We start from the raw sequence: 13840 nt of genomic DNA, 5'->3' as shown, positions 1-13840 counted from the left end.
CGACGCCACGCCGGTGCGCTTCAGGCCAAGATCGAAGGCCAGCACGCTGCCATGGGTTTCCGCGAAGCTCAAGCGTGCCCGGCTTCTTCGGAGAGGCGGGCGAAGTCGATGCCGAGGATCCGCATCGCGGCGGGCAGGCGTGCTTCGGGTGCCAGGTCGAAAATCACCTGCGGGTCGGCGGCCACCGAAAGCCAGGCATTCTGCTTGATTTCGTCTTCCAGCTGGCCGGCCGACCAGCCCGCATAGCCCAGCGACACCATGAATTTTTCCGGCCCCGCGTCCTGGCTCACCGCTTCCAGCACATCCTTCGAGGAAGTGAGGCTGACGGCGTCGTTGACGGTGAGGGTGGAGCTGAAGGTGAGCGGCGGCGTGTGCAGCACAAAACCGCGTTCGGTCTGCACCGGGCCGCCGAAATAAACCGTGTTGCCGTGCAGGCGTTGCGGTAGGGATAGCCCGATTTGTTCGAACAGGGTCGACAAGTCCAGTTCGATCGGCCGGTTGACCACCACGCCCAGCGCGCCCTGCTCGCTGTGGTCGCAGATATAGGTCAGCGTGCCGTTGAAATTGGGATCGGCCATGCCCGGCATGGCGATCAGGAAATGGTGGGTGAGGTTGATGGTATCCATGATTGCCCTCCCATTGTAATCCGCCTCAAATCAAGCAGACACTTCTGCACGTGTCCCTTATCCCTTTTTACACCATAGCGGCCTGCTCGTCCGATACCTGAAGCGGCGCCGGCAGGCCCGGGCGGCGCACGCATTCAAGTATGCCGTTCCGGCTCCGTTAAGGTGAAACCCGCCTCCAGGCCGGACGCGGGCCGCCCCGGCGGTATCGGGAGGCCGGGCGGAGAAGGCCGCGGGCAAACTCAAATGACTTCCGTGGCAGTAAGTAAGCTTGATTATCCAACCCTCCAACCAAGAGAGGACGCGCTGCTTTGATGCGATTGCCAGGACAGGACACTCACAGCCGCATCGGCATGCTGTTGCTGGCCGCGAGCATTCCGCTGCTGCTATGGCAGGCGGTGCCGGCCAACCAGTCGGCGATTTCAGACCCGACTTTCCTGGCGGCGCATTCGCTGATGGAGATTTTTGCCGTCGTCGTTGCAGCGCTGATTTTCTTTACCGGCCATGGCGCGCAGGAAACCATCCGCTCGGTACGTTCCATCGTGCTTGGCTGCACCTTCCTGGCGGTGGCACTGTTCGATACGCTGCATTTCCTGTCCTATCTCGGCATGCCGGATCTGGTCAGCCCCAACACGCCCCACAAATCGATCCTGTTCTGGCTGTGCGGCCGCATTGCCGCCGGCGCGGGGCTGCTGGCCTACATCCTGATTCCGGAGGGGCCCGCCATGCGCGGCCCGATGCGGCGTCTCGCCCTCGCCGCGATGCTGCTGGGAACGGGGGCGATTGCGTATGTCTTTCTGGCTGTGCCGCAGGCCATGCCGGCCATGTACGTGCCCGGCATGGGGCTGACTACGCTCAAGCTCGCGCTCGAATGGGGCGTGTTCGCGCTTTACCTGGCGGTTGCCGGCGTGCTGGCCCTGCGCCGCAATCGGGTGACCCACTGCGATATCGGCAGCCTCATGCTGGCCTTGCTGTTGATGGCCGCGGGCGAACTGTTCTTCATCGTGTATGTCGAGGTGAGCAGCACCGCCAATCTGCTGGGGCATGCCTACAAGGTGGTTGCCTACTACTTTCTCTATCTCGCGATCCACGCTGATGCGGTGAGCCGGCCGTTCCGCCAGATGCGGCACATGCTCACCCACGACGACCTGACCGGCTTGCCCAATCGCACCGCATTCAACGAGCGGCTCAATCTGGCGCTGGTCCGCGCGCGCCAGGACGCGCCCTGCGCCGTTCTGCTGCTGGACCTGGATCACTTCCAGAATGTGAACGATACGCTGGGCCACGAACAGGGCGATATGCTGCTGGTGGCCGTTGCCGAGCGTCTCCGCGCCAGCCTGCCGCAAGCGGCTTTCATGGCCCGTTTCAGCGGCGACGAGTTCGTGATCCTGCTGGAAAATGCAGCGGTCGAGCGGGCCAAACAGGTGGGGCAGACGCTGCTGCAGGCCATGGCGCGCGAGTTCGACTTGGGCAGCGACCGGCTGGGAGTCAGCGCCAGCCTGGGTATCGTCATCTACCCGACGGACGGCGAATCGGCCAGCGCCCTGATGCGCTATGCCGACCTCGCCCTGCATCGTGCCAAATCGGCTGGACGCAACTGCCTGGCCGTGTTCAGCCGCGATCTGTCCGATGAAATCCAGCGCCGCGTGCTGCTGGAGGCGCGCCTGAAACATGCCCTGGCGCGCAAGGAGCTTGCGCTGTACTACCAGCCCAAGCTGGAGATTCTGTCCGCTCGCCTGGTGGGCTGGGAGGCGCTGTTGCGCTGGCAGTCGCCGGAGCTTGGCGCGGTCAGCCCGGAAGAGTTCATTCCGGTCGCCGAACAGAGCGGGCTGATCCTGCCGATCGGCGACTGGGTGTTGCGCGAGGCCTGCCGCCAGATGCGTGCGTGGCAGGATCTCGGCCTCGCTGCCGGCAGCATGGCGGTCAACCTGTCGGCGCGGCAGTTCCGGCAAAAGCATCTGGCCGAGGAAATCGGCGCGGCGCTCAGGGACAGCGGACTGGCGCCCGGCGCGCTCGAACTGGAAATCACCGAGTCGTCCCTGATGGACAACCTGATTTCCGCCGCCGACGTGCTGGCCGAACTGGAGCGGCTGGGCATCCGCATCGCGGTGGACGACTTCGGCACCGGCTATTCGTCGCTGAACTACCTGAAGATGTTTTCAATCCACTGCCTGAAGATCGACCGTTCGTTCATCCGCGACATTCCGGGCGACGAAAACGACACCGCCATCGTCCGCACCATCATCGCGCTGGCCAGAAACCTGGGCCTGACCGTGGTGGCGGAGGGCGTCGAGACCGACGCTCAACTGGCCTATCTGCGCGCCAACCACTGCGACCAGGCGCAGGGTTACCTGTTCAGCCGGCCGCTGCCGCCGGATGAATGCGTCGGGCTGATGCGCGCCGGTCTGCGCTGCGCGGCGGCGTAGCGCCCGCAACGGCCGGTGCGCTAAAGTAAGGCTGCGGCATCGTCGCCGCAGCCTTACAAGGAGACTCAATGGCGGCATGGCTGATTCCCGCGGTCAAGGCAATCCTGCCCTTCGTCAGCCCGATCGTATCGGCGGCACTGCCGGTGTTCACCACGCGCAAGCCCGACGCGCCGGTGCAGGATCCGGGCGGCATGCTGCAGCAGCAGATTACCGAGCTGCAGCAGGCGGCGTCACAGAATGCGCTGCACGTCAAGGAGCTGGCCGGGCAGTTGCAGAAAACCGTGACGGCGCTTGAGACGGCCGCGCTCCAGGCGGAAGCGCGCGTCCGGCGCATGATGGTGCTCGCCGGTGCGGCATGTACGTTTTCGCTGCTGGCGCTGGGGGTAGCGCTGTTCCTGCGTTAATGCAGGAACAGCGGGCATGAAAAAAGCCGGCACGCAGCCGGCTTTTTCGTTCCAGAAATCGCGATGCGAACCCGGACGGCGCTTATGCGGCCTTTTCGTGGTGGTAGCCGGTCACGGTGTCGACCTCGGTTTTGGAGCCCAGAATGACCGGCACGCGCTGGTGCAGGCCTTCGGGAGCGAGGTCGAGGATGCGCTGGTAGCCGGTGGTAGCGGCGCCGCCGGCCTGCTCGACGATGAAGGCCATCGGATTGGCTTCGTACAGCAGGCGCAGCTTGCCGGCCTTGGCGGGATCCTTGGTGTCCTTGGGATACATGAAGATGCCGCCGCGGGTGAGGATGCGGTGCACTTCGGCGACCATCGAGGCGACCCAGCGCATGTTGAAGTCCTTGCCGCGCGGACCGGTCTTGCCGGCCAGGCACTCGTCGACGTAGCGCTGCACCGGCTTTTCCCAGAAGCGCATGTTGGACGCGTTGATCGCGAATTCGCGGGTTTCGGCGGGAATCTTCATGTTGGGGTGGGTCAGCACGAACTCGCCGACGTCGCGGTCGAGCGTGAAGCCGTTGGTGCCGTTGCCGAAGGTCAGGACCAGCATGGTCGATGAGCCGTAGATCGCGTAGCCGGCGCACACCTGCTGGGTGCCGGTTTGCAGGAAATCCTCCATCTTGGCGGCGCGGCCGGCGACCGGGGCCTTGAGGATCGAGAAGATGGTGCCGACCGAGATGTTGACGTCGACGTTGGACGACCCGTCGAGCGGATCGAACACCAGCAGGTACTTGCCGAGCGGATACTTGTTGGGGATGGCATACACCTCGTCCATCTCTTCCGACGCCATGCCAGCCAGGTGGCCGGCCCACTCGTTGGAGCGGATCATGATCTCGTTGGTGATGACGTCGAGCTTCTTCTGCGTCTCGCCCTGCACGTTCTCGGAATCCAGCGAACCCATCACGCCCAGCAGCGCGCCTTTGTTGACGGCGTTGGAAATCGCCTTGCAGGCGGTGACGACGTCGTTCAGCAGCGAGGTGAAATCGCCGGTGGCGCCGGCGGTGCGGCGCTGCTCTTCAATGATGAACTGGGTAAGGGTGGTGCCGGTGTGCATGATGACGGTCTCCAGAAAGGGGATAAACAAATAGAAATATTAGAACAATCAAACATTTTATCACGTGATAAAGACAGTCAATCCCCTGCTTGGGACGGCGAACGTAAAGCCCCGGCCGGGCCCGCCATCCGGACAGGCAGGGTGGCGAGCGGCGGGTTCTTGCAGGGTTTCCGGCTGGGGCGGGCGTAGGGGCGTCGCTATCCTGGGCTGCGGCAGGCGGAATCAGTCGGTGCCGACGAGCTGGTCCGAGCGGGTGAAGGTCCAGGTACGGGTGATCGACAGGATGTCGGCTTTCCTGCGCATGTCGTCGGGGAAGGCGGCATAGGGCGCGGCGAGCTCGACGATCCTGACCGCGGCGGCATCGAGAATCCTGGAGCCGGATGATCGATCGATTTCAATTTTTTCAATGCGGCCGTCGGCGTGGATCGACACGGTGAGCTTGAGGCTGCCGTAGATGCCCTGGCGGCGCGCGGCCTCGGGATAGTTGACGTTGCCGATGCGCTCGACCTTGGCGACCCAGTCCTCGACGTAGCGCGCAAACGCGTATTCCTTGACGTTGGCGCCGACGAAGGCGCGCTTGGGGCGTTTCTGGTAATCGTCCCACTGCTGCGAAATGCGCGCCTGCAGCTGTGCCATTTCGCGCGCCTGCTGACTGAGCTGGCTGGTGTCGATGACGGGCTGAACCGGGGCGGGCGGCGCCGCCGTGGGCGGTTCTTGCAGTTGGGCGTCGGGCTGCAGCTGACTCAGCAGGGTTCTGGCCTGCTGCTCCAGTTCGGCCACGCGCGCCTGCAGCATCCTTTCTTCGCTGCCAGCCTGGGTTTCGCTGCTGGCGGGCAGCGGGCTTTTCAAGCGCCGGTCTTCGTCGGTGTTGCCGCCGCCCGCCAGGCTCACCTGCGCCAGCGCGTCGGGGTTGAGCGGTGATTCGGCGCTTCTGGCGTTGACCAGCACCACCTCCATCGGCACGCTGGTGTCCTCGAACAGGCGCGGATTGATGTGCACGATCTGGGTCGACAGCAGCATGCCATGCAGCGCCGCCGAAGCCAGCATGGCAAGCGCCATGCGCGTGCCTTGTCTGGAGGGTTTGGCGAGAGAAGGGGGTGGAGCGGCGGACACCATGCAAACGGAAAATGAAGGGAAATCCGATTCTACGGAAGGGCGGCGGCGCTGTCAGGCGGCGTATCCAGGGTCTCCCGGTACTCGGCGTGAAAGCTGATGTCGAGCAGATCGATGTCCGAAATCGCCAGCCGTACTTTCGACCCCGGCGCGATACCGGCCACCGATGGCGCGCGCGTCACCATCGGCAAGCTGTCGAAGCGCACCAGATCCTCGCGGATCACGCTGGCGGTCACCTCGCTCACGTTTTCCTGGAGCAGCCAGCGCAGCATCCAGTAGCGTTCCAGACGGCGCTGAAAGTCGTTGTAGGCATCGTAGGCCAGCTCGAATTCGCGCACCACCGAAAACAGCTGCTCGCTGCGCGGCGGGTACACCGGGTCGCTCTGCTGCGCCAGCGCAATCAGCTGGCGCTGGTTGACCAGATCGACGTAGCGCCGCAGCGGCGAGGTCGACCACGCGTACTGGTCGACGCCCAGGCCCTGATGCGGATCGGGCGCGGTCGTCATGCGCGTCTTGCCGTTCGCCTGCGCGCGGTAAATGCCGGGCACCCGCTTTTCCGCCAGCCAGCCACCCCAGTGCGTATTGGCAAAAATCATCAACTCCGACACCACCTTGTCGATCGGGCTGCCGCGCTTGCGCGGCACGATGTCGATGCGTTCGCCGTCGAGCTTGAAACTGTAATCGACGCGGTCGGCCGCGTCGGTCTTGCCGCGTCCGGCTTCCAGCACGGCGGCGAAGTCCCACAGCCAGGTCAGTTCGCGACGGTAGGGATAATCCGCGCCCGCGGGGTTGCCGAGGGTTTCGGCGTTGAATTGAGCTTCGAGCGTCTCGTGGCGCAGGTTGTCGGCGATGTGCACCATTTCCACCCGGGTTTCGGTGCCGAGCACGCGCAGGTCGGGTGCCACGTCGAGGTACAGCGACAGCGCCGGACAGTCGTGCGCCTCGCCCAGCGTGTAATGGTGGATCAGCGCCTCCGGCAGCATGGTGATTTTGTCGCCGGGGTAATACACGGTCGACAGCCGCTCGCGTGCCGTCCGGTCGAGTTGCGAGCCGGGCGCGATGCCGAGCGCCGGCGCGGCGATGTGGATGCCGACGCGGACGCTGCCGTCGCCGCGCCACTCCACCGACAATGCGTCGTCGATCTCGGTGGTCGCCTCGTCGTCCATGGAAAACGCGCGCACGCTGCTTTTCGGCAGATCGGGCGGGTCGCTGGGATTGAAAGCGGCCGGCTCGGCGATTTCGGCAAAGCCGGTGCCGCGCGGAAAATATTCCAGCAGGAAGGTCGCCAGATGGAAGTCGAGCGTCGACGGGATCGCGCCGCAGCGCTCGATCAGCCGCAGCTGCGACAAGCCCGTGGCCGTCGCCGCGTCTTCCAGCGCCTTGTATTCCAGCGTGTTCTTGTCCGGCGCGATGAGGATGCGCGGGATCAGCGAGACGTATTCCGCCGGCAGCCGGCCCGCCGCCAGCTCCGCCGCCAGCCGCGCCTGCCGTTCCGCCGCCAGCCGCTTCTTCTCCAGCCCGGCCTTGGCCGCCGCCAGCGTCTCGGCCGGCGCCGGGCGGTAGCGGCCACGGCCCTTCTTGTGAAAATAGATCGGCGCGGCGTGCAGCTTCTGCAGCAGCGCCACCGATTCCGCCGGACGCGGCGCGTGGCCGTAATACTCCTGCGCCAGCTGTTCGAAGCCGAATTCGTCGGTTCCCGCCGCCTCCCACAGGAAGTCGGCGTCGAGTTCGCCGCTCAGCGTCTCGGCTTCGGCCATCACCTCGGCCGGGGCCGGCGCGGCGAAGCGCAACAGGATGTTGGCCGCCTTGATCTTGCTGCGCTTGCCGGATGCGGTTTCCACCTGCGCCGTGGCGTCGGTTTCGGACAGGATGGAGCCGGCCTTGAAATGGCCGTCCTCTTCAAAAATGAGGTGCATGAAGAATCAGAAATCCAGAATGGTTTGGAAGTGGCGCTCGAACCCGGCGAAGCCGTGGTTGCCGCCGTCCTCGATGATCTGCGTGGCGCCCGCGTAATAGGCGACGGCGTCGCGGTAGTCGATGACCTCGTCGCCGGTCTGTGCCAGCAGCAGGTAGCGTTCGGGCCGGGCGATGGCGTCGACATCCAGCGCGGCGAGTTCGGCCAGATGCGCCTCGGTGAACTGCCACTTCTCGCCGCTGTGCCAGTTGGTCTGGGTGCCGAGCGCGCCGCGCATCAGGATGTGCGCGTGCACCGCCGGGTTCACCAGCACCGCCTTGCAGCCATGCTTTTCCGCCAGATAGGTGGCGTAGAAGCCGCCCAGCGAACTGCCGATCAGCGTGACGGGCCCTTGATGCCGGGCCAGGCCGGCTTCGATGCATGCGATGGCTTCGCGCGGGCTGTTGGGCAGCGCCGGGCAATCGTAGTCCGCCAGCCGGCCGAGGCGGGCCATGTACCCGCCGAGCTGTTCGGCCTTGCCGGAGGCGGGCGAGGAGTTGAAGCCGTGGAGATAGACGATCATCTGCGGATTTTACCGGGGCGGAGGGGATAACAGAAATTGCCGGTGGCCGCAGCAGAGGACGGGTACTCGGGTTGAACGTTCATGATGGCAGCCGCCACGCGTCGAGCGCCGCCAGCAGCTGGCTGAACAGGGCGTCCAGTTCGCTGCCCAGCCCATCGAGCTGCGGGTTGGCGTAAGATTGGAACACGCGGGAAGCCGGGCGGTGGGCAATCCAGGTCAGACCGTCTTCTGCGTACAGATGAATGCGCAGTGGAATGTCGATGCCGGCGGTCTTGTCGGCAGCCCATACCTTGACGGCATAGTCGGGGCGGAACACCTCGAGTATCTGGTCGGCCGGCACCGCGATACCTTTTTGTGCGCAGTTGGCCTGGCCGTTGATGCGTGCGACCAGGCCCATCGGGTAGGCCGCGATCGCATCAATGAGTTTTTCGGCGGCCTCGTCGACGCTGAGCGAAACGGCAAAGTGGATCATGTCTTCTCCAAGGGGTCTGCAAGCCATGGTCGGCAGTATCGAGCCCTTACCGCTCCCGGCACAATGGTGCATGCGAACATGCGAAGCAACACGGTTTTTAATTCGACAGGAGCGCCAATGTCCGGCTTGGACAATCCGTTCGACCCCGCTGAGTCAACCCAATCCAAAAGACAAGCCCTGCCGTTCGCCGGCAATTCCATCCACCTCGTCAACGCATAAGGAACCACATCATGACCCGCACCGAAGCCACCGACCTCATCCTCGCCGCCAAACACAAGAAAGGCCTCAAGTGGGCCGACATCGCCAAGAAAGTTGGCCAGAGCAAGGAATGGACAACCGCCGCATTGCTGGGCCAGATGACGCTCGACAAGAAACAGGCCGCCACCGTCGGCAAGCTGCTGGGCTTGCCGCCCGAAGTGGTCGAGCAGCTGCAGATGGTGCCCTACAAAGGCAGTCTGCCGACCGCGGTTCCTACCGATCCGCTGCTCTACCGCTTTTATGAACTGATCCAGGTATACGGCACCACCATCAAGTCGCTGATCAACGAGGAGTTCGGCGACGGCATCATGAGTGCGATCGATTTTTCGATGGATATTTCGCGGGTGGAGGATCCGAAGGGGGATCGGGTGAAAATTGTTCTGAACGGGAAGTTTTTGCCGTACAAGATGTATTGACTATTTAGTCCCTCGCCCGCTTGCGGGGCTGGGGAGAGGGCTTGGCCGTTGTGGCTGGGTTCTTCGCAGAGCCGCTGACCGTTGGCCGGGGGTAGCCCGGCGGCTAGTGTCGCGACACTAGTGTTGGAAGGCGCTTTTTCTGTGCGAAGCCATGCCGCGAGTTCGGTATCCGTGGCATGGTAGGCAAGTCGTCGTGGCTACGAATGGATGATGATTCGATGAACTTCGACGTATTCGCCCTGAGCACGGCCAAGCCCTTCGACAAACTCAGGGCGAACGGTGGTTGGGGCAACATGCCGCAACCACCTCAATCCCCCTTACGCATACCCCCCATACCGATGCATCGGCATCAACACGATATCCTCGTGATAGTGCTGACCCAGCGTGTCCAGCAGCTTGGCGTGGATGCCGCCGAAGCCGCCGTTGCTCATCATCAGCACGTGATCGCCGGGGCGGCTGTCTTCCAGCAACTGGCTGACGAGTTTGTCCAGGTTGTCGAACACGCGTGCCTTGGCCCCCAGCGGGGCCAGCACTTCGGCGGCATCCCAACCGAGGCTGGCGCCGTAGCAATAGACCTGGTCGGCGTCGCTGAGGCTGGCGGGCAGTTGTGCCTTCATCACGCCGAGTTTCATGGTGTTGGAGCGCGGCTCCAGCACGGCGAGGATGCGTGCGCGGCCGACCTTGCGGCGCAGGCCCTCGATGGTGGTGGCGATGGCGGTGGGATGGTGGGCGAAATCGTCGTAGACAGTGATGCCGTGGACCGCGCCGCGGATTTCCATGCGGCGCTTGACGTTCTCGAAGCGGGAAAGCGCATCGATGGCGGCGGCGGCGGGGACGCCGGCGTGGCGCGCCGCGGCGATCGCCGCGAGGGCGTTCAGGCGGTTGTGCTCGCCGATGAGGCTCCAGTTCAGGCGCCCCTGCAGCGCGCCCTCGAAGAAGACGTCGAAGCTGCCGTTCGCGTCCGGCTCGCCGGCGACCCAGCCGCCGGCGCCGAAGCGCTCGACCGGCGTCCACAGGCCGCGTTCCAGCACGCGCGCAAGGTTCGCGTCGGCGCCGTTGGCGACGATGAGGCCGTTGCCGGGCACCGTGCGCACCAGGTGGTGGAACTGGGTCTCGATCGCGCCGAGGTCGGGGAAGATGTCGGCGTGGTCGTATTCGAGGTTGTTGAGGATGACGGTGCGCGGCCGGTAGTGGACGAACTTGGAACGCTTGTCGAAGAAGGCGGTGTCGTATTCGTCGGCCTCGATGACGAAGAAGGGGCTGTCCGTCAGCCGTGCCGAGATGCCGAAGTTCTGCGGGATGCCGCCGATCAGGAAGCCGGGCTGCAGCTTCGCGTCCTCGAGGATCCATGCCAGCATGGCCGAGGTCGTCGTCTTGCCGTGGGTGCCCGCCACCGCCAGCACCCACTTGTCGTGCAGGACGTTGTCGGCGAGCCACTGCGGACCCGAGGTGTAGGGCAGCCCGCGCTCGAGGATCGCCTCCATCAGCGGATTGCCGCGGGTGACGACGTTGCCGACGACGAAGACGTCGGGCCTGACGTCGATCTGGCCGGCGTCCCAGCCTTCGGTGAGCTCGATGCCGAGCGCACGCAGCTGGTCGGACATCGGCGGGTAGACGTTGGCGTCGCAGCCGGTGACGGTGTGGCCGGCCGCGCGCGCGATCGCCGCGATGCCGCCCATGAAGGTGCCGCAGATTCCAAGGATGTGCAGGTGCATGTCGAGGCAGACGTGGGTTGATTTTGCGCGGATTATCCCACAGCCGGCGCATGCGCCTGCTGGATCAGGTGGGTCAGCAGGGCGCGCAGCTTGGCGGGACGCAGTGGCTTGTGGAGCAGCGGGAAGCCGGCGCGGGCGATGCGCTGGATGGTGTCGGGCGCGGTGTCGCCGGTGACCAGGATCGCCGGGATGTCGCGGCCGTACTTCCGCCGCAGACGATTGACCACCTCGATGCCGTCGGTATCTTCGGGCAGGCGGTAGTCCGACACGATGACGTCGGGCACGCGGCCGAGGCTGTCGAGCCATTGCACCGCCTCGTCGGCGCTGTGCGCCGTGACGAGGTCGATGTTCCAGTTGTCGAACAGCTCGGCCATCCCGCGCAGGATCGCGCTTTCGTCGTCGACCAGCAGGACCAGCGCGTCGGCGGGGACCTGCCCGGGCGGGGCCGCCGGCACCGGCGCCTCGATCAGGCGCGCGTCGCCGAGGGGGATGTCGATGCTGAACGACGAGCCGTGGCCGGGACGGGAACGCAGCGCCACCCGATGCCCCAGCAGGCGCCCCAGGCGCGAGACGATGGCGAGCCCCAGACCGAGCCCCCGGCTGCGGTCGCGCGCGGCGTTGTGGAGCTGGACGAACTCGTGGAAGACGTGCTCCTGCTGGTCGGGCGGGATGCCGCGCCCGGTGTCGACCACGCTGATGCGGATCGTGCGGCCGCGGCGCCGGCACGCGACGAGTACGCCCCCGTCGTCGGTATAGCGGATGGCGTTGGCAACCAGGTTGATCAGGATGCGCTCGATCAGCAGCGGATCGCTGTACAGCGTGGCGTTGCACGGCCTGAAGCGCAGCCGCAGCCGTCTTTCCGCGGCCACGGCGCCGAACTGCTGTTCGAGGTCGTTGAGCAGCTTCTGCACCGGAAAGTGCACCCGGTGCGGCTCGATGGCGCCGGCGTCGAGCCGGGAGATGTCCAGCAGCGCGTTGAACAGCAGTTCCATCGCCGCGGTGGAGGCTTCGATGTTGTCGATCAGGGTCTGCGTTTCGGGCTGATGCGTGCGCGCCTTCAGCGCGGCGACGAACAGCGAGAGCGCGTGCAGGGGCTGCCGCAGGTCGTGGCTGGCGGCGGCGAAGAAGCGCGACTTCGCCTGGTTGGCGCGCTCGGCCATGTCCTTTTTCGCCGCGAGGTCGGCGGTCGCCTCGCGGATGCGGCGCTCCAGCTCGTTGCGGTGCGCCTGCAGCGCCTCGGCCATCTCGTTGACCCCGGCGGCGAGCGCGCCGACTTCCCCCTGCGCCGGCAGTTGCGTGCGCACCGTCAGGTCGTCGCGCGCCAGCCGCCCCACCACCTGCCCGACGTGGCGCAGCTGCCCCGCCAGTCGGTTCGACAAACGCCACGCCAGCGCGGCGGTGAGCAGCAGCGCACCCAGCATCAGCAGGGTGGCGTGGGCCAGGCTGTCGCGCTTGAACATGCTGATCGCGTCCGTCGCCACGCCGACCTCGACCCGCCCCAGGTAGCCGTCGCGGGCGTCGACGAGATCTGCGGGCGGCGTGCGCACGTCCGCCGCATGCAGGTGGTAGTCGCCCGCCGGCGCGGCGGGGAGGGGGACGCCGGCATGGGCGACGGACTGCCCGTGCGCATCCGAAAGGTGGGCGAACGCGATCTGGCTGGCGCGGATTTCGGCCTCCAGGAGCGCCTGCGCCCGCAGGAGGTCGCCGCCGGCGAGCGCGTACCCCAGGGTGACGGAGAGATGGCGGGCGGCATCGGCGGCGCGGGCATGCTGGGCGGCCTCGGCCGCGACCAGGGCCTGGCGGGTGAAATAGGCCACCATGCCGAACTCGGTCAGCAGCGCGGGCAGCAGGGCGATCACCAGCATCCGGCTGCGGAAGCTGGAAAGCCTCAGCAGTCGGCCGAGCGGCGCGGGCACGGCTTTCACGGCGCGCCGGGGCGCTGGATCAGGCGCTGGATGGCGAGCACGGCCTCGGTGCGGTTGGTGACGTTGAACGCGCGAAAGATCGCCGCGATATGCACCTTGACCGTGCCTTCCGACATCTCGAGCATGCCGGCGATGGCCTTGTTCGCGCAGCCCTGGGCGAGCAGGCGCGCCACTTCGAGCTGGCGCGCCGTCAGGCCGCTCTGCTGCAGGGCCTCGAAGTCGGCGGGCGCGACCGCGTGCAGGCCGGCATGATCGCCGGACGGGCAGGCGGGCACGTAGATGTCGCCCGCCAGCACGCGGCGCAGGGCGGCGAGCATCTCGGTGCTGGAGGCGGCCTTGGGAATGTAGCCGAGCGCGCCTGCGTCCAGCGTGCTGCGGATGTCGTGCGGCGATTCGGAGGCCGACAGCACCACCAGCGGAATGTCGGGGAAGCGGCTGCGGAAGCGGGTGATGCCCTGGACCCCGACGAAGCCGGGCATGTTGAGGTCGACCAGGGCGAGGTCGAGGTCGGGATGCAGGGCCGTCTGCGAGAACAGGCTGGGATAGTCGTGGGCGTCGATGATCTCGGCGCCGGGGTCAAGCTGCGACAAGACCTGTCGAACGCCCTCGCGCATTAGCGGATGGTCGTCGGCCAAGAGGGTTTTCATGTGGGCGCTCCCTGCATGGCCGGGATTCTAGCGTGCCGGGCGCCTCCGTGGGCGGCGCCGGCGACGCGGCTATTTGCCGCGTACCTTGGCGAGGCCCTCGTCGATCGCGGCTTCCAGGTAGCCGAAGTAGTAGTCCGGCGTCAGCAGGCCGACGATGGCCTCGCTGGCGTCGCCGCCGCGGGTGTTGAACACCTTCACGGTCGGCACCATGAACACCTTGTGGGCAGCGGCGAATTCGGCCTCGGTCGTGCGCTCGCCGTTGAAGCCG

12 protein-coding genes and 1 pseudogene are annotated in these 13840 nt (G+C 65.9%); 3 read left to right on the top strand and 10 right to left on the bottom strand.

Annotation, left to right across the window (positions count from 1 at the left end; translation table 11 throughout):
* Positions 1-68: 68 nt before the first annotated feature.
* Positions 69-626: a YqgE/AlgH family protein gene (locus Q0L94_RS10965; protein WP_296753238.1), complete on the bottom strand. Its 558-nt coding sequence runs from the start codon at positions 624-626 to the stop codon at positions 69-71.
* A gap of 311 nt (positions 627-937) precedes the next feature.
* Between Q0L94_RS10965 and Q0L94_RS10960 the strand changes: the two genes are divergently transcribed.
* Positions 938-3049 carry an EAL domain-containing protein gene (locus tag Q0L94_RS10960; RefSeq protein WP_296753241.1) on the top strand — a complete coding sequence of 704 codons (2112 nt, stop codon included), beginning with the start codon at positions 938-940 and terminating at the stop codon, positions 3047-3049.
* A gap of 68 nt (positions 3050-3117) precedes the next feature.
* A complete protein-coding gene (locus tag Q0L94_RS10955; RefSeq protein ID WP_296753237.1) occupies positions 3118-3453 on the top strand; it encodes a hypothetical protein in 336 nt (111 codons plus the stop codon).
* A gap of 82 nt (positions 3454-3535) precedes the next feature.
* On the opposite strand, the gene Q0L94_RS10950 is transcribed toward Q0L94_RS10955, so the two are convergent.
* The 5 genes from Q0L94_RS10950 to Q0L94_RS10930 form a co-directional block, all read right to left on the bottom strand.
* Positions 3536-4549 carry a class 1 fructose-bisphosphatase gene (locus Q0L94_RS10950; protein ID WP_296753240.1) on the bottom strand — a complete coding sequence of 338 codons (1014 nt, stop codon included), beginning with the start codon at positions 4547-4549 and terminating at the stop codon, positions 3536-3538.
* 222 nt (positions 4550-4771) lie between these two features.
* Positions 4772-5608: an energy transducer TonB gene (locus tag Q0L94_RS10945; protein ID WP_296753235.1), complete on the bottom strand. Its 837-nt coding sequence runs from the start codon at positions 5606-5608 to the stop codon at positions 4772-4774.
* An 86-nt stretch (positions 5609-5694) separates the two neighbouring features.
* On the bottom strand, positions 5695-7578 hold the full coding sequence (locus tag Q0L94_RS10940; RefSeq protein WP_296753233.1) for an RNB domain-containing ribonuclease: 1884 nt from the start codon (positions 7576-7578) through the stop codon (positions 5695-5697).
* A 6-nt stretch (positions 7579-7584) separates the two neighbouring features.
* Positions 7585-8139 (bottom strand): YqiA/YcfP family alpha/beta fold hydrolase, encoded by a 555-nt coding sequence (locus tag Q0L94_RS10935; protein ID WP_296753232.1) that lies wholly within the window; start codon positions 8137-8139, stop codon positions 7585-7587.
* A gap of 79 nt (positions 8140-8218) precedes the next feature.
* The gene (locus tag Q0L94_RS10930; RefSeq protein WP_296753230.1) at positions 8219-8611 is read right to left on the bottom strand and encodes a DUF302 domain-containing protein; all 393 of its coding nucleotides are present in this window, start codon (positions 8609-8611) and stop codon (positions 8219-8221) included.
* Between the two features lie 230 nt (positions 8612-8841).
* Here Q0L94_RS10930 and cynS point away from each other — a divergent pair, with 230 nt between their 5' ends.
* A complete protein-coding gene (cynS, locus tag Q0L94_RS10925; RefSeq protein WP_296753229.1) occupies positions 8842-9285 on the top strand; it encodes a cyanase in 444 nt (147 codons plus the stop codon).
* 317 nt (positions 9286-9602) lie between these two features.
* On the opposite strand, the gene mpl is transcribed toward cynS, so the two are convergent.
* The 4 genes and pseudogenes from mpl to Q0L94_RS10905 form a co-directional block, all read right to left on the bottom strand.
* Positions 9603-11000 (bottom strand): UDP-N-acetylmuramate:L-alanyl-gamma-D-glutamyl-meso-diaminopimelate ligase, encoded by a 1398-nt coding sequence (gene mpl, locus Q0L94_RS10920; RefSeq protein WP_296753227.1) that lies wholly within the window; start codon positions 10998-11000, stop codon positions 9603-9605.
* 32 nt (positions 11001-11032) lie between these two features.
* The gene (locus Q0L94_RS10915; protein ID WP_296753225.1) at positions 11033-12925 is read right to left on the bottom strand and encodes an ATP-binding protein; all 1893 of its coding nucleotides are present in this window, start codon (positions 12923-12925) and stop codon (positions 11033-11035) included.
* Complete coding sequence (locus Q0L94_RS10910) at positions 12922-13572, bottom strand: response regulator transcription factor (protein WP_296753223.1); 651 nt, start codon at positions 13570-13572, stop codon at positions 12922-12924. The genes Q0L94_RS10915 and Q0L94_RS10910 overlap by 4 nt, the downstream gene beginning before the upstream one ends.
* A gap of 69 nt (positions 13573-13641) precedes the next feature.
* A pseudogene (locus Q0L94_RS10905) lies at positions 13642-13840 on the bottom strand (hypothetical protein); the annotation flags it as partial.

This window comes from Thiobacillus sp. (assembly GCF_024708915.1).
Note: the sequence above shows the minus strand (reverse complement) of the source record. Positions and strands in the feature narration are given on the sequence as shown.

What these genes read in the sequence shown, in the direction of transcription:
- Q0L94_RS10965 (WP_296753238.1), bottom strand. Translation starts at nt 626, where the DNA reads ATGGATACCATCAACCTCACCCACCATTTCCTGATCGCCATGCCGGGC.
- Q0L94_RS10960 (WP_296753241.1), top strand. Translation starts at nt 938, where the DNA reads ATGCGATTGCCAGGACAGGACACTCACAGCCGCATCGGCATGCTGTTG.
- Q0L94_RS10955 (WP_296753237.1), top strand. Translation starts at nt 3,118, where the DNA reads ATGGCGGCATGGCTGATTCCCGCGGTCAAGGCAATCCTGCCCTTCGTC.
- Q0L94_RS10950 (WP_296753240.1), bottom strand. Translation starts at nt 4,549, where the DNA reads ATGCACACCGGCACCACCCTTACCCAGTTCATCATTGAAGAGCAGCGC.
- Q0L94_RS10945 (WP_296753235.1), bottom strand. Translation starts at nt 5,608, where the DNA reads ATGGCGCTTGCCATGCTGGCTTCGGCGGCGCTGCATGGCATGCTGCTG.
- Q0L94_RS10940 (WP_296753233.1), bottom strand. Translation starts at nt 7,578, where the DNA reads ATGCACCTCATTTTTGAAGAGGACGGCCATTTCAAGGCCGGCTCCATC.
- Q0L94_RS10935 (WP_296753232.1), bottom strand. Translation starts at nt 8,139, where the DNA reads ATGATCGTCTATCTCCACGGCTTCAACTCCTCGCCCGCCTCCGGCAAG.
- Q0L94_RS10930 (WP_296753230.1), bottom strand. Translation starts at nt 8,611, where the DNA reads ATGATCCACTTTGCCGTTTCGCTCAGCGTCGACGAGGCCGCCGAAAAA.
- cynS (WP_296753229.1), top strand. Translation starts at nt 8,842, where the DNA reads ATGACCCGCACCGAAGCCACCGACCTCATCCTCGCCGCCAAACACAAG.
- mpl (WP_296753227.1), bottom strand. Translation starts at nt 11,000, where the DNA reads ATGCACCTGCACATCCTTGGAATCTGCGGCACCTTCATGGGCGGCATC.
- Q0L94_RS10910 (WP_296753223.1), bottom strand. Translation starts at nt 13,572, where the DNA reads ATGAAAACCCTCTTGGCCGACGACCATCCGCTAATGCGCGAGGGCGTT.